The following is a 21,467-nucleotide window of genomic DNA, read 5'->3' on the forward strand; positions in this document are numbered from 1 at the left end:
ATGAATCGGGATTATGGTCCGGGGCAAAGCTTCGACCGGATACAAGTGGAGGCACCAGCGGTGCCAGAGCAGCCAGACGATTGCAAACTTCAAAAAGGAATTGACTCGAACTCTTCGGAAGGCACTGCCATGGATTGACAAAACCCGCCTCATACAAGTCTCTACGCCAATCCTCCATCTTCGAGCGCGCGTCGTCAAGGCTCATGAACCAGTGGGCGTTCAGCCCCCATCTTCTCGGCGAACGCGTAGCCCTCTGCGTTGCCTTCCAGAAATTGTCGGAAGTTTTCGCCGCGCGGTTGCCCATCCAACTCTTTGATTGCCGCGGAAAGCCATTGGTCCATTTGGGCAAGTTCCATGTTCGGAGCATTGCTGCTTCCTATGGCGAAACCGGCGGAACGCAGGACCGCAACACGTTGTGCAGGGCTTAGACTATTGAGATATGCGCAGATCGCATCCTTTCACTCCTGATAGGTTTTAATGCCGAGTTCTATCAAGCTTCCGTCATGCTGGCGGATGCTGCAGCTCGTCTCATAGGCATATGCGGGTGTTATGATCCAGTCGAGGAGATTGAAGCCCTGCTGTTGGCCGCAGCCAACGAATTCTCCACCATTAGCAAGTGCCTGAATGCCTGCCTTGACCTGGGCTTGTTCCTCAGTCGTGAGTTCGCGTCCGAGAATGTATTTGTCCACAAAGCCACTGGGGGTAAGTGCTCCACTCAGACCCCGTCCCAGTGCATCGGTCGGAAGCCGGTTTGCGGGCGGGTCGCTGAATGCAGACCTGGGCTATTCTCACATCTTTAAAAGCACGGCCGAAAGCGACATGTGGGACCTGTTTTTCGTCAGCGCTTCGCTGCAATTCTAGCCGGTGCCTCCGAGAGCGGAGGCGTCGCGCGTTGCTGCATTGCGACGCGCCCTTGCACTGAACCGCGGGAATTCACCTCATGCGACGGATCGCCGACCTTTATGTCCATTCACTTCGGCCGGAGCCCTCCAACTCGTCTACGCCTTTTGACTGACAACGTGCAAAGCCCCTTTCTTCGGGCGATGACAATGCTACAGTTTGGATTAATGATCCGGCTAACATCGACAGAGCGGTGAATGAAGGCTTTGCTTACAACGGCCGTGGCGACGGTAATTGTCCTGTTCGCCCGCGCAGTCACGGCGGTCCGCGCCGTATGGCCCGAGGCGGGGCTGCCTTCCCGCCCCTGCGTTTACTACGCCAACCACTCCAGCCACGGCGATTTCGTGCTGGTCTGGACGGTATTGCCGCCAAGACTGCGTCATCGGACCCGTCCGGTCGCAGGGGCCGAATACTGGCTGAAGTCCTGGCTCAATCGCTTCATCGGCAGCGATGTCTTCAATGCGGTGCTGATCGCGAGGGAGCGGGACAAGCGGACGGAAGATCCCGTCACGCAGATGGTCTCGGCCATCGATGCCGGTTCGTCTCTCATTCTCTTTCCGGAGGGAACCAGAAACCAGTCGGATGCAAAACTCCTCCCGTTCAAAAGCGGCATTTACCATCTGGCTGCGGCGCGCCCCGACGTCGATCTTGTGCCGGTCTGGATCAGCAATCTGAACCGCGTCATGCCAAAGGGCGAGATCGTTCCGATCCCGCTGATATGCACAGTTACCTTCGGCAGCGCTTTGCAGATCGCGTCGGGTGAAAGCAAGGATATTTTTCTCGGACGGATGCAGGCCGCTCTCCTGGCGCTGGCTCCGAACTCTGTGGGCGGTGGTGAATGAGTGGCGCGAATTCCGATCTCATGACGCTTGTTGCTGGGGTCTTCGGTGTTCTGATCGTTGCGTCAGTCATCGGTTACATATTGCAGCAACGCTTCTCGCCGAACGGTTCGAATGCGGCCGTCGAAAATCTCAACGCCCGGATCAAGGCGTGGTGGGTCATGGTCATCCTGATCGGCCTTGCTTTCATAGCGGGCCGTATCGGCGTTTTGATCCTGTTTGGCTTTTGTTCATTCGCAGCACTTCGCGAATTCATCACCCTCATCAATACAAGAAGGGCGGATCACTGGGCGCTCGCGGCAGCCTTCTTCGTCGTCGTTCCGATCCAGTATTTTCTGCTTTGGGCTGAACAATACGGCATCTTTTCGATCTTCATCCCGGTCTATGCCTTCCTGCTTATGCCGATCATTTCGGTCCTCCGAGGCGACACCGAGCGCTTTCTCGTTCGCATCGCGGAAGTCCAGTGGGCCTTGATGATCTGCGTCTTCTGCGCGTCTCATGTCCCGGCTCTGCTGACCTTGAAGATACTGGGATATGAGGGCCGCAATGTCCTGCTGATCGCCTTTCTGGTGATCGTCGTCCAGCTTAGCGATGTCCTGCAATATGTCTGGGGCAAACTGTTCGGACGCACGAAGATTGCACCCAGACTGTCGCCATCGAAAACAGTCGAGGGCTTTGCCGGCGGCATCATCAGCGCCACCCTGATCGGAGCTGGCCTCTGGTGGATTACACCTTTCACACCGCTTCAGGCGGGGATTCTCGCCTTTGTCATCACGCTGATGGGCTTCTTCGGGGGTCTTGTCATGTCGGCGATCAAACGCGACCGCGGGGTCAAGGACTGGGGCAATCTTATCGAGGGCCATGGCGGATTGATCGACAGGCTGGATTCTGTCGTCTTTTCGGCACCCATCTTCTTCCATCTTACCCGGTACTGGTGGTCGCTCTGATGCCTGTCGTGCTGCAACGTCTTTTGCGCAGCGGAGTGGTCCACGTCCTGTTCGCCTTTCTGGCGATGGGCGGCTGGGCCATTTTCGCCAATCGCGCTCATGTCATGCCAGCGCCGCTCCTCGCCGGTCTCGTGCAGGGGGCGATATCCGCCTGCCTGACGCTTTTTCTGAAATCGGTGATCGACTGGCTTTCCAGCCGCTTCAGCGGTTCGACACGATTTTGGGCGCCGCCGCTGACCGCCTGCCTCGGCTCGGCAAGCATTCTCGTAACAATCCATGCGGTAAGCGGCACACCGGAGATACTCCGGACCATCGCCCTCCCGCTGCTGGTATCGACGACTTATGCAGCGATCTACAATTATTCGATCTCCGCACGACGAGGTTTCGACACATGATGGAGACAAGGGACAGGAGGCCACTGGCGAGCCGCAATACGCGCTGGGCGGGCGCAATTGCCCGATGGATGGCCGCACGGGCCATCACGCCGAACCAGATCTCGCAAGCCAGCATGCTAGCGGCAGCCATCGCCGGCGTTGCTTTCTATCTGGCCGGACAGGCGATAGGCTTGCCGCGTGCCGGCTGTCTGCTGCTGGCGGTTCTATTCTGCCAGGCACGCCTTCTTTGTAATCTATTCGACGGCATGGTCGCCGTCGAAGGCGGAAAGGGAGAGGCTGACGGTCCTTTCTGGAACGAGTTTCCGGATCGCATCGCCGACCTGATGATATTCGCCGGCGTCGGATATGGCATCGGCATGCCGGGACTTGGCTGGGCGGCCGGAGCCTTCGCCGTATTGACAGCCTATGTCCGGGAACTCGGCCGCGCCACCGGCAATCCCAGCGACTTCTCCGGCCCGATGGCCAAGCAGCACCGGATGGCGACGATCACGGCGGCGGGATTGGCATCCCTTCTCGAGCCACTATGGGGCGGGCAGAATCAGATTCTGACGATCGGTCTCGGCGTAATTGCGGTGGGAGCAGCACTCACGGCCATCCGTCGCTCGATGACATTGGTCTCACGCCTCAAGCGCCGTTGACGAGGCGGTCTTGGGGTCGACGCCAAGTTCTCTACAGGGAGGAAGTGAACGAGACCCACTTTCTTATGTGTGGCGACGCTGGCCTCATCAGTCGTCAGGCGCCTACAGCAGTGGCGCCTGAGATCCTGCTCTTCTCAGCCTTTGGCAAGCTCGACTGTCGACTGCAGCAACACTCTCGCTCCTGAAACGACATGCTCGGGCGCCGTATATTCGGCTTCGTTATGACTGAGGCCATCACGACAGGGCACGAAGATCATCGCTGAAGGTGCGATCCGATTGATGAAGAGAGCATCGTGAAAAGCGCCCGACACCATCCTTTTCGTCGCCAGCCCGGCGACATCGGCGGCGCGCTCCAGTACCACCAGAAGCTTTTCGGGGAAGTTTGCCGGCGACATGTCAAAACTGCGCTTGAACAGAACCTCGCAGCACTGAACCTTGGCGCGCTCGTGAAAGCATTGCTCGATCGTCGCGTTTAGCCGATCGATCTCCAATGAATCGGGATGGCGGATATCAATTGTGCAGCGTGCCAACTCCGGAATGGCGTTGATCGCTCCCGGCTCCACCTCAATCCGACCGACGGTAAATCGGGCGCTTTCGTCCTGCGGCATGACAGTGGAATAGAGCGTGTCCAGCGCCGAGATCATGGCGCGCAGAGGGTCCCGGCGGTAGGAAAGAGCCGTCGTGCCGGCATGAGCCGTCTGACCCGACACCTCCACCTGCAGCCATCGCGTCCCCTGGATACCCGTCACGATGCCGATAGGGATATCCTCCTTCTCCAGCGAGGGGCCTTGTTCTATGTGCACTTCGAGATAGGCATGGACCGGCATGCCGAAATCGCGCATCGTGGCCTCTGGAAGAGCCTCAAGCGTTGCCTTCAGTTCGGCGCCGAACATTGCGCCGTCGGCCGAAACAAGCTCGAACCACGCGGCTGGGATCGCCCTCGCCGAAAAGGCGGACGAGCCCATACAGCCGGGTGCGAAGCGGCATCCCTCTTCATTGGTCCAGGCGACGACCTCGACCGGCCTTTCCGTTTCGATACCCGCATCCTCGAGGCTTTCGAGAACCTCGAAGGCCGAGAGCGTTCCGAGCGCGCCATCAAAACGACCGCCGGCTGGCTGGCTATCGAGATGACTGCCGATCAACAATGGTGCCGCGCTGTCATCCCCGCCGGAACGGCGGATGAAGAGATTGGCGACGGGATCCTGGAAGACACCGAAACCACGCGCGGCGGCCAACCCGGCCAGCAGGGAGCGGGCTTCTCGATCCAGTCCGGTCAGGGCCTGACGATTGACACCACCGCGCGGGGTCGCGCCGATCTCGGCAAACTGGTCGAGGCGACCCAGCAGGCGCGCGCCATCGATATCTATATCCGCAATCATCGCACGACCTCTCAGGAATAGGCTGCTTCGTGAAAGTCGATCTCAAGACGTTGCGCATGCCCGAATATGGCGCTCAACCGCTTCCGTTCGGCAGGATCCATGGTCTCACCCGCCTCGTCCAGAACAGCCTTCAGCCAGCGCGCCTGCGCCTCGAACTCGGGCTCCGCGTGAAGCTTGACCCATTCCTTGAGCAGGGGATCGCCGATCGCCGTCGCGTCCGCTGCCGTCGACCAGGTCCAGTACATCCATTCGGCGGCGAACATGGCAGCAATCGTGTCGAGAAAACCGCCGTCACGGGCAATTGCCAGCATGCCATCGCGGAATGCCGCGACATCGGTCCGGCCGATATCATAACGCGATGGGTCGATGCCGCGCGCCGCAAATGTCCTTTCGAAATAAGCGATCTGCTGGTTCGCGAGCGCATCCAGAACACCGATCAGCCAGCGCTTTTGGGCGATGGTTTCAGCTTTGGCAGTGGCGTAGGAGAAGATCGCGATCGCCGTATCGACGAAGGCGCCTTCGAAGACGAGGTATCGCTCGAATGCCTCGTTCGAAAGGCGGTCAGCCTTGATATCCTCGACGAAGCGATGGTGCACCATGGCTTCGAAAACGTCACGGTTCTCGTCGAGCATCTGTTGCGAGAGGGTGCCGCCCATGATCATTAGGCCTCCAGGCCGGGTTTTGCGGCTTCGACGAAGGCTGCCACCCGGGCCGGCTCCACGGGGTTCCACCAGACGCCCCCCTCCTTGAGCGACGAGGCGACGATGACGCCGTTGGTGCGCTTCAGGATCTCGACGATATTGTCCTTGGTCACGCCCGAGCCGACGAGCAGCGGCAGATGGGTGGCGGCACCGATTTCCTCGATTTCTTCCATCGTTGCGCTGTTGCCCGTTCTCTGGCCGGTCGCGATCACCACATCAGCATCGAAGAATGCGAGATCGCGGGTCAATTCGTCGATCGTGCGGTCAGCGGTAATGGCATGCGCGCCGTGCTTCACATGGCTGTCGGCAAACACCTTGATATGCTCGGCACGCAGAGCGGAGCGGTAGCGCATGGCCTCTGCCGCCCGGCCCTCCATGAAGCCTTCGTTGGCGACATAGGCGTTCGCCCATTGATTGACGCGGATGAAGCGCGCACCGCCTGCCGCCGCGATCGCGAAGGCCGGGATCGGCGCATTGGCAAGCACATTGATGCCAAGCGGCACGCCGGCGGCACGCGCGATGCGGTCGGTCACGACCGACATGAAGGCAGCGGTCTCGTGGCCGATATCCTCTGGCTTGGAGAAGGGAATATCGCCGTGATTTTCGACAATCAATCCGTGGATGCCCCCTTTGACGAGCGCATCCGCGTCGCGCATGCAAGCGTCGTAGATCGTGTCCATCGCAGCACTCCGATAGCGCGGAGCACCCGGAAAAGGCGGGCAATGGATCATCCCGATCAATGCCTTGTCAGTGCCGAATATTTCCCGTATGGCGCTTGTGGCCTTATCCGATATCTGCTGCATTTTTCTTTCCTTTCCGAAAGCCAGCCATGCGTGCCTATGTCATCGGTAACGTCGCCATCGACGAAACCATTTCCGTAATGTCCATGCCCGAAGCGGGCGCCTCGATCCTTGGTCGGGAGGAAACCCGCGACCTTGGCGGCAAGGGCGCCAATCAGGCCATCGTCATGGGCCGCACCGACCTTCCGACGACGCTCGTGACGGCTGTCGGCGAAGATTTCCGCGCCCAGACGATCCGCGACCAGCTTGCCGGCGAGGCGCTGGATGCCCGTCTATTGGGCAGCCCGAACCGCACCAGCGATTTCTCCATCATCTTCACCACGCCGGACGGCGAAAACGCCATCGTCACCACGACGGAATCGGCCGAAGCCTTGACCCTGTCGGAGGCGCTTGCCCCGCTTGGCAATGCGATCAGCGGCGACCTCGTCGTGCTGCAGGGCAATCTCAGCCAAGACGTCACCCGCGGCATTCTCGCCGAGGCCAGATCCCGTGGCCTGAAGACCGCCTTCAATCCCTCGCCGCTTCGGCCTTACTTCGCCGAACTCTGGCCGCTTATCGACATCGCCTTTCTCAACAGGAGCGAGGCTGAAAGCCTGACCGGGTCCTCAGGCGAGGCCGCGATCCAGCGCCTCGCCGAAGCCGGGGTGTCACAGACCGTGCTGACGCTCGGCGGCGATGGGGCAATCCTTGCCAGCGGAAGTCAGGTGCTGGCAACCGTTCCCGCACTCGCCACCGAGGTCGTCGATACGACCGGCGCCGGCGACACGTTCATGGCCGTGGCGCTTGCCTCGGCCGCGCTTCGCTCCACCGCACTCGACGCGAAAGCCATCCATCACGCAACCGCGGCCGCCGCCATCACCGTCAGCCGCCGGGGCACGCGCTCGGCCTTCCCGACCAAGGCAGAACTCGCCGGCATCCTCGCGGGCGAGTAACGGCTATTTCGCCTCGGTTAGCCAGCCGAGGATGTTCTTCCACAGACGCCCGTATCCTTCCCATTCGCAGAAGGCAGGTGAAAGCCAGTGCGGACCGATATCGGACGTCCAGGCGGCCGTCCTGCCTTTACCGAAGCGGCCGGTCACCAGAAGCGGATGACCGCCCTCCGTGTCCGGCAAGCGAGCGATGACCTCGACGTCGTCGCGCTCCCGCACCTCGACTTCGTTGACGCCGAGCAGCAATGGCCATTTGCCTGACAGACCGGCGACGGTCTCGTGAGCGGGCTTGACGAGGACAGGTGTCGTCCCCTCGGGGATTTCCACTCGGTCGTCATAGGGCAGGCAGGTGACGGGCAGAACTTCCTCGACCGGCGTGCGACGCCAGCGCGCCTTTCCATCGATGCCCTGAAAGGAAAAGTAGCCGCCGACCATCAACAGGCCGCCACCGTTTTCGACCCAGGCCTTGATGAGTTTCAGGCGGTTTGGAACGGTCTTGGAATGCAGCCAGACCGCAGGCGGGAGAAGCAGCGAATTGGCCCCGATATCGGACAGGATGATCGCGTCATAGCCATCGAGCCCCGCCATCTCGAAGGGGAATTGTTCGACCGCTTCATGGGCCGGCATGTAAGTGAGCTCGAATGCGCTGCCCTTGAGCGCCTTGACGAGCGGTTCGGCGCCGAGATGAAACGTGACGCTCCCGAACTGGTCGAAACCCTTGTAATGCGTGGCGGAACTTACCCAGCTTTCGCCGACGAGAAGAACCTTCTTTGTCATGATGTTTCCATTTCTTTTTCTGGTTTGCACCCAGACGTTCGCCTGAAAGACCGACCGCGGGTTGGCGCGCATGAAAATGTCGAGCGTCGCGTCATCGAGACCGTGGCGCTTCAGGCGCGGCAAGAAGTGGCGCAGAATATACGCGTAGCCGTTGCCCCCGTAGTGCTTGAGCATCATCTTCAGGAACACGTCGTGGGACAGGAGAAGACGGTCTGTATGTCCCATCTCGACGAGTTTGACGAGCGCGCGCGCCGCCTCCTCGTCACTCGGGCATTGCACCTGCTGATCGGCATAGAAGAAATCCATGCCGATCATGTCGTATTCCAGGAACGCGCCGCGGGCGGCGATCTCCGACTGATAGGTGAGATCGTCGTATGACGGGTTCATATGGCAGAGCACCGTGTGCCTGAGATCGCCGCCCTCGGACGCGACGACATCCAGAACCCTGTGGCCCAGGCGAAACCAGCCGGGAAGGTGGACCATCAGGGGCAGACCGGTGCGCACCTGTGCCTGGGCAGCACCTCGCAGCGATTTTTCCTCTTCGGCCGTGAAATCCGAGGACACGCCGATCTCCCCGATGAGCCCGATCCTGACATCGGTGCCGTCAGCGCCGATCACCGCCTCGGACACGATCTCGTCGGCGATCTGGCCAACCGACATGCTGGCAACCTTTTTCGGGTGTGAGGAGCCGAGATAGAAGCCGGCCCCCATGACGATGTTCAGTCCCGTTGCCTTTGAGATTCGTCGCAGGGCCAGCGGATCGCGGCCGATGCCCTGGCATGTCGGCTCGACGACCGTCTGACCGCCGAGACCGGCGAAATCCTTGAGCTCTGTCACCGCAAGCTTCTCATCGTCGAGCGTGATGTTGTGCTTGTTGACGAAAGGATCCTGCCGGAGTTCACCGAGGATTTCCATGCAGACGAAACCTTCGGCAAGATATTGCCGCTCGGGTTCCTTCGGCGCATGCCACCAGCAGCGGCAATCGTTGAGGATATGCTCGTGCATCAGCGTTACGCCAATATCCGACACCGGAACCGGCCCCTGGACCGTCATCACATTGCCGGAGCGCACGTGACCCGGCGAAAGCTCATTCATCGCCATCAGCTCTTCCTCCTGCCTGCCAAGCGGAAATTGGCAGTGAAGATGCGGGTATTCAGCCAGATCGCGACAAGGATGATCGCGCCGGTGACGATCTGGGTGAAGAAGGGCGATATGTGCATCAGGATCAGGCCGTTCCCGATAACCGCAATGGTCATGGTGCCGAGGACGGTCCCGATCATGGTTCCGCGCCCGCCCATCAGCGAGGTGCCGCCAAGCACGACGGCCGCGATGACCTGCAGTTCGAAACCGACGGCCGCATTCGACGAGCCGGAGCCGAGGCGGGCTGCAATCAATAGACCCGCCAATGCCGAGGCGACGCCCGCGACGAGATAGACCGAGGCGACGATCCATTTGGCGGGCATGCCGACCCGGCGCGCGGCCTCCATGTTGGATCCGACCGCCACGATCTGCCGACCATATTTGGTAACAGCCATGACGACATATCCGACGATCGCGACCAGGATTGCGATCAGCGCCGGGACGGGAAAGCCGGCGAGTTCCCCCCGTCCCAGATAGAAAAAGCCGGGCTCGTTGTTGATCGGAATGGAATAGCCCTGTGTGAGATAGAGCGCCACGCCGCGCAGGATGGAAAGCCCGGCAAGGGTAACGATGAAGGCGGGAATATTCTGATAGGCAATGAACCAGCCCTGAAGAAGGCCGATAATGCCGCCGAGGGCCAGCATGCCGAGGCAGACGACCGGCCAGGGAATGCCGGTGGCGAGCGCAATGGCCGCGACGGCGTTGATCAGAGCCAACATCGAGCCGACCGACAGATCGATGCCGCCGGTGACGATGACGAGCGTCATGGCGATCGCCACGGCAAGGATCGGTGCAGCCTGGCGCACGATGTTCAGGATGTTACCCGTCGTCAAGAACGTGGTGGTCGTCAGCGAAAAGAAGACGAGGCATGCCAGAAAGAAGAAGGCAATCGACAGGACCTGGGCGTTTTCGCTCAGGAAGTCTGCCATCGGCGAGCCCTTGGCGCGTTCGGTGTAGACGGTCAATGTCTTTCTCCCCCGACGATGAGCTTGACGAGATCCTCGAGATTGGTCTTGGCGATATCACGCTCGGCGACCTTTGTGCCCTCGTACATAACGGCGATTCGGTCGCAGACGCGGAACAGGTCCTGAAGGCGGTGGGTGATGAGGACGACGGACACGCCCTTTGCCTTAACCCTATTGATCAGAGAGAGCACGGCTTCGACTTCGGCCACCGCAAGAGCCGAGGTCGGCTCGTCCATGATCAGGACCTTGGGATTGAATGATGCCGCTCGGGCGATCGCAATTGCCTGGCGCTGGCCACCCGACAGCTTCTCCACCTTAGCTGAGAGACGCGGAATGCGGATTTCAAGCGCATCCAGCATCTTGCGCGCCTCACTCATCATCTTCTGACGGTCGAGGAACGGACCTCTGGTGAGTTCGCGCCCAAGAAACAGATTGCCGACGACATCGATGTGGTCGCACAGGCTCAGATCCTGGAAGACCATTTCGATATGGCGGCCGCGTGCGTCGGCAGGTCCGGAGAGATGGACCTCCTCGCCGTTCAGCGAAATCGTCCCTTCATCCGGCAGATAGGTTCCGGAGATGATTTTGGTAAGTGTTGACTTACCGGCGGCATTGTCGCCGACAAGACCAAGGCACTCGCCGGGAAAGAGGTCGAGATCGACGCCGCGCAGCGCCTGATGCGAGCCGAAAGTCTTGCGGATACCGCGCAGGGAAACAGCAGGTGTCCGGGCGGACGAGCCTGAGGAATGCGGGGAGGCTTGCACCTCCCCGGCCCCGGCATGAACAGGCCATTTGTCACTCATCATTTGAAGACGGCCCGGTATGGCTCGACATTTTCCTTCGTCACGATGGTGATCGGAACGGAAATGCTTTTTTCGACGCTCTGACCTGCACTCAGCTTGGCAAGAGCCTCGACTGCCGCCTTGCCTTCACCGGCCGGATCCTGCTGGACGACGGCAACGACATAGCCGTCGTCGAGACCCGAAATCGCTTGCGCGGTCAGATCCCAGCCGAAGACCTTGATGCTGTCTTGCTTGCCCTGGCTCTGGACAGCGGCGATGGCGCCGAGCAGAGCCGGCTCGCCGGTTGCGTAGATCGCCGTCATGTCCGGATTGCCGGTGATGAGGTTTTCGGCGGCGGCAAGTGCGTTGTCCTGGATATTCTGGCCGTCGACGACCCCTGACATCTCGATACCATCGCTCTTGATGGCATCCTCAAAGCCTTTCTGGCGAAGGTTTTGAATGTAGGAGTTCAACGCGCCGACAATGCCGACCTTGGCCTTGCCGCCCATGTTCTTCTTCACATAGTCGAGGAAATAGGCACCCATGTCGGCGCCGGCCTTGCCGTTGTCGACGCCGATCTGCGACTTCTGAGGGCCATCCGGCAGAATCGCATCGATGGCAACGACCGGGATGCCGGCATCCGAGGCCTGTTTGACGGCCGGCATGATGCCGTTGACGTCGATTGCAACGACGATCAGGCCATCGACCTTCTGCTGGATGTAGTTTTCGATGGCGCTGTTCTGGGCGGCCGCTTCATTGTTGGCGTTGAAGATGACGAGCTTGTCGCCGGCAGCATCCGCCGCTTTTTGCGCGCCTTCATTGATCTGGTTGAAGAAAAGCGCCTGCTGATTGATCTGCACCAGTGCATAGGTCTTGCCTGCAGCTTGGGCGAGTGAGGCCCCTAGTGTGGCACTGGCAAGCGCGGTGAACGCAAGAGCGGCGGTAAACGCCCGACGTTTGATCTGGTTCATGTTCTCATCCTCTGGTTTTGTGTTCTCGTTGCTTATTATGGGTCGACGGCGGCGCAACGGAGTTCCGCACGACGATTTCGACTGGCACGAGTTCCTCGGTGGCGAGCGATTTGCTCTCCTGCCAGTTTGTTTCGAGAAGAAGGGACAAGGCACGCCGGCCGATGGCGCGCACCGGCTGACGGATCGCCGTTAAGGGAGGAGCAAAGAGGTGCAGCGGACTGACATCGTCAAAGCCGACGATTGATAAGTCCTCGGGTATCGATATCCCCTTCTCCCTCAGGACTTCGATCATGCCGATAGCGATTTCGTCGGAACTCGCAAAGACTGCGGTTGCCTGCATTCCTTCTTCCAGGAAGCGGCGCGCCATGTCCCGCCCGCAGGCGATCGTATATTCGCCGCTGTAGCGACTGATCGAGGTATCTTCGCCGAAACGCTCCTGCAGGCCCTTTCGCAATCCGTCGAAGCGCCTTTGCGTGCTGATCATCGCATCGGGGCCGCCGACATAGAGCACGTCGCGATGACCAAATTCCGCCAGGTGGCGTCCCGCTAGATGGCCTCCCTGGAAGTTGTCACAGAAAAGCTTCGGGACAGTGGCAAGCGGAACGTCTTCGTCGACGACGATGACCTTGCCTGTTCGATTGATGAGGGCTGCGAGATCTCCATTGTCGGGATGGTTGGTGACGAAAACCAGGCCGTCGACGTGATTGTACTCGAGCAGCCGGAGATAGGCGACTTCACGGCCTGTCCGGTTCAGCGTCGCGTAAAGCGAAACGGCAAGCCCGCGATCGTTGGCCTCCTCCTCAACCGCCGCCACCATGGTTGCGAAGAATGGGTTGGAGATATCGGGGACGACAAGGCCTATGGTATCGGAGCGACCACGGCTCAATCGCCGCGCGTGCGGGTTCGGCTGATATTTGAGGGAAGCAATAGCATTTTCTATACGCTGCCTGGTGAGGGCGGGCAGATCCAGCGAGCCGTTGAGCATGCGCGAGACCGTCGTCACCGACACTCCCGCAGCTTTCGCGACATCCTTTAGGCCTGAGGTTCGCTGCGCCATCGATTTGTAAACCGCTTTAGTAAACCGCTTTACTGACATTCCATCACGAGGAGTGCGCTGTCAAGTCTCCTATGACATGGTCTCGCAGGTTCCCGTTCGGCTTACGGGAGGCCGACGATATCGCCAGTGAAGAAGAACGTGGTGCCGGTGATATCGGCGCATTCTGGCGCCTAAGGCGGGGGATCGAGCACCTTGCGAGGTCCGTTCGTCTCGGCGCATAAGGACGCAAGTCTCGTCTTCCGTTGCTCAGGCTTGCTCAGGCAATGGCTGACCGCTAAATTGCAATGAGACAAAGCCAAACAAGCGAGGAATTTCATGCCAACTGGCAAGGTCAAGTTTTTCAACACCGATAAGGGTTTCGGCTTCATCACGCCGGAAGCTGGCGGACCTGATGTTTTCGTACACGTTTCCGCGCTCCAATATGGCGATACATTAAAGGAAGGCCAGAGCGTCTCCTACGATCTCGGGCAGGATCGCAAAACTGGAAAGTCAAAGGCGGAAAACGTCAGACCACTTTGAGCGGGGGGGGGGGGCGACCAAACGACTGACTCCCAACCACCCCACTACCCCGTTTTTGACGACGTTGGCTCACGCTCAATACCGCTTAAACATCAATGAGTTGCCGATTTTGACGCACTGCGTACAGGGGCAGCTATGGCAAATTGGGGGCGGTTAGAAGGATTGGCGTGAGGGTACGGCCAGAGGTTAGTCTTCTGGGCGGAGGTGATCGGGTTGATTGGCATTGATGTGGTAAAGCGCTCGTGGGGTCGGAGCTTTAACCTCACCTATAGGGGCGAGATAAGGAAGAAGATGGGTGAAGCACGCCTTCTCTTCTGGACTGCGTGATTGTTCATTAGACCTGTAACTGCCGACAACCATCAGCGGGCATAAAGGTGTGGTTAAACCAGTTGGAGGCTATCATGCTTACAGTTTCATTCCACGATTTATCCATCTCCGCTCAGGGGCCATTTGCCACTGGACTGCTTGCAACGCTGCTGGTTATCGTCGCTGCGAAGATGATCGAAATACGCGGCCGAAATCGGTGACCTTCTTCAGGTCTAGGGGAATGCAAAAAGCTCGCCAATGGGTGACCAAAGGCGAGCTTCTCTTTCCCTACGCAGGGAATGCTCTTCGGGACGGAGGGAATTGCTTTCGGCCGCACCTAACATCGCGGTTTACGAGAATGCAGCCAGCTTTCCCTCATGTAGTAGTTGCAGCACGTGCTTAGCGGTTCGAGTGGAAGGGTCGACATTCAGCGAGCATCCCTATTCGCCGACCTTGGTGCGAGGTCGTTGGCATTGCAATGGTTTGGCGGTGAGGGCCAGGTTCCCGGCATCTGTGAGATTCCTCTCGAACCTTTCGTTCAGGCAATAAGCGCGCTGCACCAAAGTCCCGCTTCATTTTTCTTCCTCAACCCAAGGCACTACACGGAGCTTTGGCCATATTTTGACCCATCGGTTGACCTTCTGCTCGATATCCCCCTAGCTTCCCTTCAGGGCCCTTCCACGATATCAGAGACGAACGCGCTCTTTTCTGACGTGTACCGATCTCCATCGTATGGGAATTGATTTGCGAGCCGCCGTTTCAACACCGCATATGCGGTCGCCACCTCGTCATGTTGACGAAGATAGTCCCGGAACAGCATCCGACGCTCATGAGTCTGGTTTGATGGCGGGCAGAGATAGACCCTGATCTGGGGCATACGGCATTTCCAAAGAAAGGCCAAAACATCGTCGTCATACCGATTTCCACGCGGTTCAAATCCAAGCTTGATCAGCTCCACACTTGCGTCGGGGACGTCATTCAAACTCGATGTAGTGATGTTGATGTCGATGATCGGCTTGGCGGCCAAGCCTGGCACGGCAGTGCTGCCGATGTGGTCAACAGACACAACAAATTTCCCAAGTGTCGCTCTCAACAGAACTTCAGCGGCTGTGAAATCATTCTTCCAACTTGGATCGAACGCGGAAAGTTCGACTAAGGTCGGCATGGGCGTACCCTCAACAGAGGAAATAGCTGACGTTAACCGATTCACCTAATCCATGTCTCCTCCTGGCGGAGGATTGCCGTCGTGGAGATCAGCATCTAGCTCCACGGTGAGCACGGCACGCTTACGATGATGTCGACTGCCGGCAGGATTATCGACGCGGCCATGAGATCGGTCTCCGCAGGACACCGAACTTTACTGCTTGTGTCAATGTCTCGCCGTCCCTGCAGCGTTTCGACAGAGGGAGGTGGCGGAGTGGTGGTCGATGCATCCTAATTCCGCAGAATCAGATTATACCCCAGGCCCGATAGCGGCCGCGGCCGGTGATTTCGCGGATGCCTACCTCATTGATCAGATTGAGCGCGCCGCGTTGCGTGACGCCAAGTTCACGCGCGACCATGGCGGCAGATACCATCGGCCGCGAGAGGATGAAATCGGCAAGCTGCGGCAGACTGCTATTCGAGCGGCGACCGCGAAAGCGCAGCTCCATCTGCGTGCGCGCCAACGACAGGCGGTCGATCTCCTTGAGGCCGATGACGGCACTCTCCCGCATGGCATCGAGAAAGGCCTGCAGGCGCGTGACGCGATTACGCGCCCGCCGGCGCTCATGACGAATCTGCTTCAGCCCAGTATGAAAAGAAAAGAGATGCGAGGCGACCTTGCCTCGCGCTCGCAGGCTGCTGGCAATCAGCAGGCCGCCCAGCCAATGCTGGCGGCGCAGCGGCTCGATCCGTTCCCAGGCGTCGAAGAGGATGGCGGTCGCCAGGGTAGGCGGCAGTTCCTCTACGAGCGGGATCAGACCACGCCATTCTTGAATCCGTTCTTCCTCGTTCCATTCGTCGTCGCCAAACAGGCCGAACGGGTCGTCATTGCGCTGCGAGGGCACGGCCTCCGTCGGCGGTTCGGTGATGGCCTTCCCCACATGCCGGTCGAGAAGTCTTTGCGAGCGGGCGAGCAGGGCGTCAAGCTCGGCGATTTCGGCGGCAAGCGGCGCCTGGTCATCCTCGTCGTCGGCCTCTCGGCTGGGTGCGTTCGTTTCCGCCCCCGGCGCCCTCTCCTCCCCTTCCAGCATACTGGCGGTCAGCGCGCCGAGGCCTGCCGGGGAGAGCGCCCAACCAGGATCGGCGGTTTCGATACGCCGTCGTGTCCGCAGGACGGAATGGGCAATCGTCAGCTCATGGCTCGGCGCGCGGCTGTCCATATGCGCATCGTGCAGGACGAGATCCTCCACATGCACAAGTTCCCCCGCCACCCACAGCGCGCCGACTGCATCGAAGAAATGGCTGCGCGCCGCAAAGCCCTGCCCTACCGGCGAGCGCGCCACCCGCTCGTCAAGCCGCGCCAAAGCATCCTCGGCCCCAGCAATGGTCGGAAGCAGCGTCTGGAGCGTGGTGGCGTCAATATCGTAGCGCATTGTTCGGCTTAATGGATTCTTGTTAAAGGAAGCGAAACCCGCATTCGCTTCCGTCGGTTATCGCATGGTGAAAACATGCGGGCAACGCAGTTTCCCGAAAGCTCAACCTTTTAAGCCGGTATTTTCTAGGGATCATTTGCTGTATCGACGACAGTACGGGCGGAACAATCGCTCCGCCTATCAGCTGGAGCCGGCCATCGACCTTGCGCTTAGCCGCTTCCCGCTCTGGTTCGCCGCGCCGCGCTACAGCGTATCCCCTGTCTTTTGCTTCTCGGCCTTGTAGGCTTCATAAAGCTCGTCGAGGCGGCTTGAAAGATAGGTGCCAAAATCCGGTGCGTCACCTGTCTTCAGAACAATTGTATAGGACGTGCCGGAACTCTTGATGCGTCCGGCGATCTTGCCACCGCTCGCAGGCTTCCAGTCATATTCCGTGGTTTGCGGCTTGGCCTCCTCCTTCTTTGAAAGCTCGGCGATGACCAGCTCAAAGCGGCGATCGCTCTCGACCGCATTGAAGGTGGAGGATGCAATCAGCTTCGTCAGACGGCCGGCGGTGGTGTCGGTCCAATCCTGGGCAAGCGCCAGCCACCGTCTGCGGCCGATGCCGGGCGCGGCGCCTATGGCCTGGATGATATCGCCAGGAATGGCCTTCGCGACGGAGATGAGCTTCGACATTTCCGTCTTGTCGGTTGAAAGTGCCTTCATGATGACGGGACGATCGAACTTCTTCAGTTCGAGGTTGAGCGCGAAAACGGCCCGCTCGATGTATGAGAGATTGCGTCGCGCCGAGTTTTCTATGCCTTGCGCGATCACGAGATCTGTATCGTCGAGCTTGCGGATGACCGCCTGCACCTTACGGCCGAGCAGTTTGACGGCCTGAAGGCGGCGATGGCCATAGGCAATCTGATAGCGCCCGTCATGGTGCGGATTACGCCGCACGAGGATCGGGACTTCTTGGCCATTCTCGGCGATCGACTGCACGAGCTCGTCCTCCAGATCGAGCGGCTCATCGCCGAGGCGATCTCGAATGAAGGAGGAATCGATCAGCTCCGGATCGAGTTCAACGATGTGTTCGCCAGACAACAGGGCTTCCTCCATCGCCCTGCTCTCTTCCTCCATGCGGCCGAGTGTCAGCGCCATGGTGCGTACCGGACCGGCCGCTCCACGCACAGACGTCTCTTCGAAGTTGGCCGCGGCCAACTCCTGCGCCGTGTCGGTGAACAAGCCCTTCAGTCGATCTCGTCTGCTCATGTGCGGCCCCATGCTTTATGGATGCTGGCAAGAATCTCGCCATTGGCGGCGTTAACCGATTCCAGTGCCCGGTCATAGGTGGAGCGGCGAACCTGCCCCTTTTCAATTTCATATAGGGTCTGCTTGGTCAGGCCCGCATCGGCAATCGCCGTCGATTTCAGGATCGTTGCCGTCAGCACATCGTCACCGAAGAGATTGCGCAAGAGTGCCACGATCTGTGATTGCGGCCCGTCGAAAGGCTCGTGACGGGTGACGACATATTTGATGAAATCATGCTGCAGGTCGCCACCGGCCTTGCGCACCACGGAGAGAAGATCCGAGGTCATCAACAGAAATTGCGACATAGAGGCGACATCGACCATCTGCGGATGAACGGTGATGAGAAGCGACGTGGCGGCACAAACGGCACCGAGCGTGAGATAGCCGAGCTGTGGCGGGCAGTCGATAACGACGATATCGTAATTGCCTTCGACTTCGGCTATCGCATTGCCGACGCGGCGGAAGAACAGCTCTTCCGGCCTCTGGCGATCATTCAAAGCCCGCGGCGTTTCATGCTCGAACTCCATGAGCTCGAGATTGCCGGGGACGAGATCAAGGCCGTCAAAATAGGTCTTGCGGATAATATCCTTCAACGGGCGCCGCTGCGCATCATAGCGGATCGCGCCATAGAGCGTGTCGCCATCGCCGAGGTCGAACTCGGGCTGGACGCCGAGTAGAGAGGAGAGCGAAGCCTGTGGATCCAGATCGATCGCCAGGACCCGGTACCCTTCCAGCGCCAGATACTGCGCAAGATAAAGCGTCGTCGTGGTCTTGGCCGAACCGCCCTTGAAATTGGTGATGGCGATCGTCTGCAGTTTCTCGCCCTCGCGACGGCAGGGCAGGTAGGAGAGCGCATCCTTCGGCTTGATCTTGGCCATATGCTGGCGCAGCTCGTTGATCTGACCAAGGGTGTAGGAGCGGCGGCCGTTCAGCGAAACGTCCGGCTGCGGCCCCTTGCCATCGAGTGAAAGCTGGCGAAGGTAGCCGTCGGAAACACCGACCATCTGCGCTGCTTCGCCGGAGGTAAATGTCCGGAGCGTCTTTTGCGAAAGCGGCGGAAAGAGCCTTTCTCGCAGCAGCTTCAGCTGGCGTGAGAGCTGCGTGGCGTGCCGTTCGATGCGAACGTCTGTCGTTGATACGCTAATGTTGTCCAAAACACCTGCCCCTTCTTAAAGCGCTTTTCCATCAACATAGCGTCAAAAAGCGTATCGAAGATGACATGATTCGGAGCCAGCGACAATAAACCGTTCGCTAACCGAACAGAGAGAAAGTTGGCCGCGGCCAACTGTCGGATCCGCCCTTGCCAAAGACTTTCTTTAGCGGCACAACCCGGTGAAATCACGAGGCAGAGAGCGTGCGGCACATCCATATCATCGGCATCGGCACGGGCAACCCCGAACATCTGACCATCCAGGCAATCAACGCCATGAACATGGCAGACGTCGTGTTCATCCCGACCAAAGGTGCCAAGAAGGCGGATCTTGCCGAGGTTCGCAGGGAGATCTGCGATCGATATCTGACCCGCGAAGGTGTGCGCATCGTTGAATTCGAGGTACCACAGCGCGCAATCTCCGACCAAAGTTATGCCGGGAGCGTAGACGACTGGCACGCCGCGATCGCCCGCATCTATGAAGATCTGATTGCCAATCTGCCGGAAACTGGTGCGGGCGCCTTCCTCGTCTGGGGCGATCCGAGCCTCTATGACAGCACGATCCGCATCATTGAACGCGTGCGTAGCGCCGGTACCTGCGCCTTTGACTATAGCGTCGTTCCCGGCATCACCAGCATCCAGGCGCTGGCGGCAAGCCACCGCATTCCTGTCAATCTCGTCGGCAAGCCGGTCGAGATCACCACCGGCCGGCGGCTGACCGCGACGGGGCTGACGCATGAAACGACGGTCGTTATGCTCGATGGCGAGCAGGCTTTCTCGAAGATTGACGATTCCGATGCCGAGATTTTCTGGGGCGCCTATCTCGGCACCAAGGATGAAGTGATCCGCTCGGGCCGGCTCGGCAATATAGCCGCCGACATCCTCCGGCTCCGAGCCGAGGAACGGGCGCGACATGGCTGGATCATGGATATCTATCTCCTGCGCAAAGGGCGTGATTTCGACGACTGATTGTTCCGGTCGACGAACCGATCTCGCTTTGCTGCATCCGGCGCGATCCTGTAAGACATGGGGCCAGAGGATGGATGAATGCGCAGCATTGCCGGCAGTATCTTGAAAGCAGAGAAACCTGATATCGTGGGCATGCAACGCGGCGCCTGCCCGGCGCTTGCCGCACCCATGCAAACCGGCGACGGCCTGCTCGTGCGCCTGCGGCCTGCTGGCGGCACCCTCTCGATCTCCCAGTTCCGGCACCTGGCTTCGGCAGCGGCACGGCATGGAAACGGTGTTGTTGAAATCACCGCTCGCGGCAATCTACAGATTCGGGGTCTGCAAACCGAATCCGTCAGTCCGCTGGCGGGGGAGCTCGATGCCGCCGGGATCATTATACCTGATGGCGTGGCAGTTGAGATTTCGCCGCTGCACGGCATCGACGCCGACGAGTTTGCTGATGCGGCCGATATGGAGGCGATGCTGCGCAGCAAGCTCGGCGACCTTCTCAGCTCTCGCCATCTTGCACCGAAACTCTCCATACTGATCGACGGGGGTGGTCGATTCTCCCTTTCCGCTCTCATCGCCGATATCCGCGTCGTCGCCCAGCCGGCAGGACAATGGCTGGTTTCAATAGCCGGCGATGAAGAGGGTGCCACGCCACTGGCCCTCGGCACTGCGGATGCGGCTGTCGGTGCGGTCCGCGACCTGCTGCAGACGCTGATTGCGCATGGCAGACGCACACGCGCCCGCGACATCGACAAAGCGAAACTGCGCGCCCATCTTCGTGAGTTCGATAGCATCCGATCTATCGGTCCTGCGCCGACGAAAGCGTCCTTCGTCGGCGTCACGAAGCTGAGGAATGGCAGGACAATACTCGGCGTGCGCCTGAAGTTCGGTCAGGCAAGGGCCACTGATCTGATTTCCTTCCTCACCTCAGCCGAAAACGCCGGCGCAAGGGAAATCCGGCTGGCTCCGGATCGTGGTTTCTTCGTGATTGATCTGGCCGAGACGGCAATGCCGGCTCTTCTGGAAGCGGCCATCTGTTGCGGCTTCAGCGTGACGGCGAACGAGCCAACCGAGCAGATCGCTGCCTGCGCAGGAGCAGGGGCCTGTGGCTCGGCTTTCTACGATACCAAGGCTCTTGCCAGCCAGTTGATCGATCGAATTCCGGCGCTCTTCGACGGCTCGCTGAAGCTTCACCTCTCCGGCTGTGCGAAAGGTTGCGCGCATCGGCGCGCCGATCTCGCGATCGTCGGGGCGGCCGGCGGTTACGACTTTGTCGTCGACGGGATCGCTGCGGACGAACCGGCTGCAAGGATTGCTGGCGGCGGGATCGATTTCGCTATAGAGAGGCTCGCCCGGCTGATCGAAGAAGAGAGAGGCGCGGGCGAGTCGAGTGCCGATTGCCTGAAGAGGCTTGGCCCCACCGGTCTCGCCGAGGCGCTGCAACAGGAATAG

Annotated in this window: 22 protein-coding genes and 2 pseudogenes; 9 read left to right on the forward strand and 15 right to left on the reverse strand. The window is 59.7% G+C overall.

The genetic code is table 11. The features are described from left to right. Positions 1-194 precede the first annotated feature (194 nt). Positions 195-356, reverse strand: a complete 162-nt coding sequence (locus FHT78_RS06625; RefSeq protein WP_183741883.1) for a hypothetical protein — start codon at positions 354-356, stop codon at positions 195-197. A 102-nt stretch (positions 357-458) separates the two neighbouring features. Further along, on the reverse strand, positions 459-689 hold the full coding sequence (locus tag FHT78_RS06630; protein ID WP_183741885.1) for a hypothetical protein: 231 nt from the start codon (positions 687-689) through the stop codon (positions 459-461). Between the two features lie 408 nt (positions 690-1,097). On the opposite strand from FHT78_RS06630, the gene FHT78_RS06635 reads away from it, so the two are divergent. The 4 genes from FHT78_RS06635 to FHT78_RS06650 are packed head-to-tail and all read left to right on the forward strand — an operon-like array spanning position 1,098 to position 3,719. Next, on the forward strand, positions 1,098-1,742 hold the full coding sequence (locus FHT78_RS06635) for a lysophospholipid acyltransferase family protein (RefSeq protein ID WP_183741886.1): 645 nt from the start codon (positions 1,098-1,100) through the stop codon (positions 1,740-1,742). Then, a complete protein-coding gene (locus FHT78_RS06640; protein WP_183741888.1) occupies positions 1,739-2,686 on the forward strand; it encodes a phosphatidate cytidylyltransferase in 948 nt (315 codons plus the stop codon). The genes FHT78_RS06635 and FHT78_RS06640 overlap by 4 nt, the downstream gene beginning before the upstream one ends. Beyond that, complete coding sequence (locus tag FHT78_RS06645) at positions 2,686-3,081, forward strand: hypothetical protein (protein ID WP_183741890.1); 396 nt, start codon at positions 2,686-2,688, stop codon at positions 3,079-3,081. The genes FHT78_RS06640 and FHT78_RS06645 overlap by 1 nt, the downstream gene beginning before the upstream one ends. Then, positions 3,078-3,719, forward strand: a complete 642-nt coding sequence (locus FHT78_RS06650; protein ID WP_183741893.1) for a CDP-alcohol phosphatidyltransferase family protein — start codon at positions 3,078-3,080, stop codon at positions 3,717-3,719. Before FHT78_RS06645 ends, FHT78_RS06650 begins: the two co-directional genes overlap by 4 nt. A 134-nt stretch (positions 3,720-3,853) precedes the next feature. On the opposite strand, the gene FHT78_RS06655 is transcribed toward FHT78_RS06650, so the two are convergent. From FHT78_RS06655 to FHT78_RS06665, 3 genes are read right to left on the reverse strand one after another with little or no spacing between them, the layout of a single operon-like run. Continuing rightward, positions 3,854-5,098: a Zn-dependent hydrolase gene (locus tag FHT78_RS06655; RefSeq protein ID WP_183741895.1), complete on the reverse strand. Its 1,245-nt coding sequence runs from the start codon at positions 5,096-5,098 to the stop codon at positions 3,854-3,856. 11 nt (positions 5,099-5,109) lie between these two features. After that, positions 5,110-5,757: a TenA family protein gene (locus tag FHT78_RS06660; protein WP_183743393.1), complete on the reverse strand. Its 648-nt coding sequence runs from the start codon at positions 5,755-5,757 to the stop codon at positions 5,110-5,112. Positions 5,758-5,759: 2 nt separating this feature from the next. Beyond that, on the reverse strand, positions 5,760-6,602 hold the full coding sequence (locus FHT78_RS06665; RefSeq protein WP_183741897.1) for a BtpA/SgcQ family protein: 843 nt from the start codon (positions 6,600-6,602) through the stop codon (positions 5,760-5,762). 26 nt (positions 6,603-6,628) lie between these two features. On the opposite strand from FHT78_RS06665, the gene FHT78_RS06670 reads away from it, so the two are divergent. Beyond that, complete coding sequence (locus FHT78_RS06670; protein ID WP_183741899.1) at positions 6,629-7,531, forward strand: PfkB family carbohydrate kinase; 903 nt, start codon at positions 6,629-6,631, stop codon at positions 7,529-7,531. Positions 7,532-7,534: 3 nt separating this feature from the next. Here FHT78_RS06670 and FHT78_RS06675 read toward each other — a convergent pair whose 3' ends face one another. The 6 genes and pseudogenes from FHT78_RS06675 to FHT78_RS06700 form a co-directional block, all read right to left on the reverse strand. Beyond that, positions 7,535-8,305: a glutamine amidotransferase gene (locus FHT78_RS06675; protein ID WP_183743395.1), complete on the reverse strand. Its 771-nt coding sequence runs from the start codon at positions 8,303-8,305 to the stop codon at positions 7,535-7,537. A 39-nt stretch (positions 8,306-8,344) separates the two neighbouring features. After that, positions 8,345-9,400, reverse strand: a pseudogene (locus FHT78_RS06680) (phosphotriesterase-related protein); the annotation flags it as partial. Positions 9,401-9,405: 5 nt separating this feature from the next. Beyond that, complete coding sequence (locus FHT78_RS06685; RefSeq protein WP_183741901.1) at positions 9,406-10,410, reverse strand: ABC transporter permease; 1,005 nt, start codon at positions 10,408-10,410, stop codon at positions 9,406-9,408. After that, the gene (locus FHT78_RS06690; RefSeq protein ID WP_246715230.1) at positions 10,407-11,213 is read right to left on the reverse strand and encodes an ATP-binding cassette domain-containing protein; all 807 of its coding nucleotides are present in this window, start codon (positions 11,211-11,213) and stop codon (positions 10,407-10,409) included. Before FHT78_RS06690 ends, FHT78_RS06685 begins: the two co-directional genes overlap by 4 nt. Beyond that, a complete protein-coding gene (locus FHT78_RS06695; RefSeq protein WP_183741905.1) occupies positions 11,213-12,163 on the reverse strand; it encodes a substrate-binding domain-containing protein in 951 nt (316 codons plus the stop codon). The genes FHT78_RS06690 and FHT78_RS06695 overlap by 1 nt, the downstream gene beginning before the upstream one ends. Positions 12,164-12,167: 4 nt before the next feature. Continuing rightward, the gene (locus FHT78_RS06700; RefSeq protein WP_183741907.1) at positions 12,168-13,220 is read right to left on the reverse strand and encodes a LacI family DNA-binding transcriptional regulator; all 1,053 of its coding nucleotides are present in this window, start codon (positions 13,218-13,220) and stop codon (positions 12,168-12,170) included. Positions 13,221-13,535: 315 nt separating this feature from the next. Between FHT78_RS06700 and FHT78_RS06705 the strand changes: the two genes are divergently transcribed. Both FHT78_RS06705 and FHT78_RS29270 read left to right on the forward strand, forming a co-directional pair. Continuing rightward, complete coding sequence (locus FHT78_RS06705) at positions 13,536-13,739, forward strand: cold-shock protein (RefSeq protein ID WP_183741909.1); 204 nt, start codon at positions 13,536-13,538, stop codon at positions 13,737-13,739. A gap of 692 nt (positions 13,740-14,431) precedes the next feature. Then, positions 14,432-14,581: pseudogene (locus FHT78_RS29270) on the forward strand (acyl-CoA thioesterase); the annotation flags it as partial. Positions 14,582-14,712: 131 nt separating this feature from the next. On the opposite strand, the gene FHT78_RS06710 reads toward FHT78_RS29270, so the two are convergent. From FHT78_RS06710 to repA, 4 genes are all read right to left on the reverse strand, one after another. Continuing rightward, positions 14,713-15,210, reverse strand: a complete 498-nt coding sequence (locus FHT78_RS06710) for a GrpB family protein (protein ID WP_183741911.1) — start codon at positions 15,208-15,210, stop codon at positions 14,713-14,715. 283 nt (positions 15,211-15,493) lie between these two features. After that, the gene (locus FHT78_RS06715; protein ID WP_183741912.1) at positions 15,494-16,621 is read right to left on the reverse strand and encodes an RHE_PE00001 family protein; all 1,128 of its coding nucleotides are present in this window, start codon (positions 16,619-16,621) and stop codon (positions 15,494-15,496) included. A 243-nt stretch (positions 16,622-16,864) separates the two neighbouring features. After that, on the reverse strand, positions 16,865-17,869 hold the full coding sequence (gene repB, locus FHT78_RS06720) for a plasmid partitioning protein RepB (RefSeq protein ID WP_183741913.1): 1,005 nt from the start codon (positions 17,867-17,869) through the stop codon (positions 16,865-16,867). Then, on the reverse strand, positions 17,866-19,062 hold the full coding sequence (repA, locus tag FHT78_RS06725; protein WP_183741914.1) for a plasmid partitioning protein RepA: 1,197 nt from the start codon (positions 19,060-19,062) through the stop codon (positions 17,866-17,868). The genes repB and repA overlap by 4 nt, the downstream gene beginning before the upstream one ends. A 200-nt stretch (positions 19,063-19,262) precedes the next feature. On the opposite strand from repA, the gene cobF reads away from it, so the two are divergent. Together cobF and cobG are read left to right on the forward strand one after the other, a co-directional pair. Further along, positions 19,263-20,027, forward strand: a complete 765-nt coding sequence (cobF, locus tag FHT78_RS06730; RefSeq protein ID WP_183741915.1) for a precorrin-6A synthase (deacetylating) — start codon at positions 19,263-19,265, stop codon at positions 20,025-20,027. A gap of 78 nt (positions 20,028-20,105) precedes the next feature. Continuing rightward, on the forward strand, positions 20,106-21,467 hold the full coding sequence (gene cobG / locus FHT78_RS06735; RefSeq protein WP_183741916.1) for a precorrin-3B synthase: 1,362 nt from the start codon (positions 20,106-20,108) through the stop codon (positions 21,465-21,467).

The sequence above is a fragment of the Rhizobium sp. BK196 genome (genome assembly GCF_014193255.1).
In the GTDB taxonomy this organism is placed as follows: domain Bacteria; phylum Pseudomonadota; class Alphaproteobacteria; order Rhizobiales; family Rhizobiaceae; genus Rhizobium.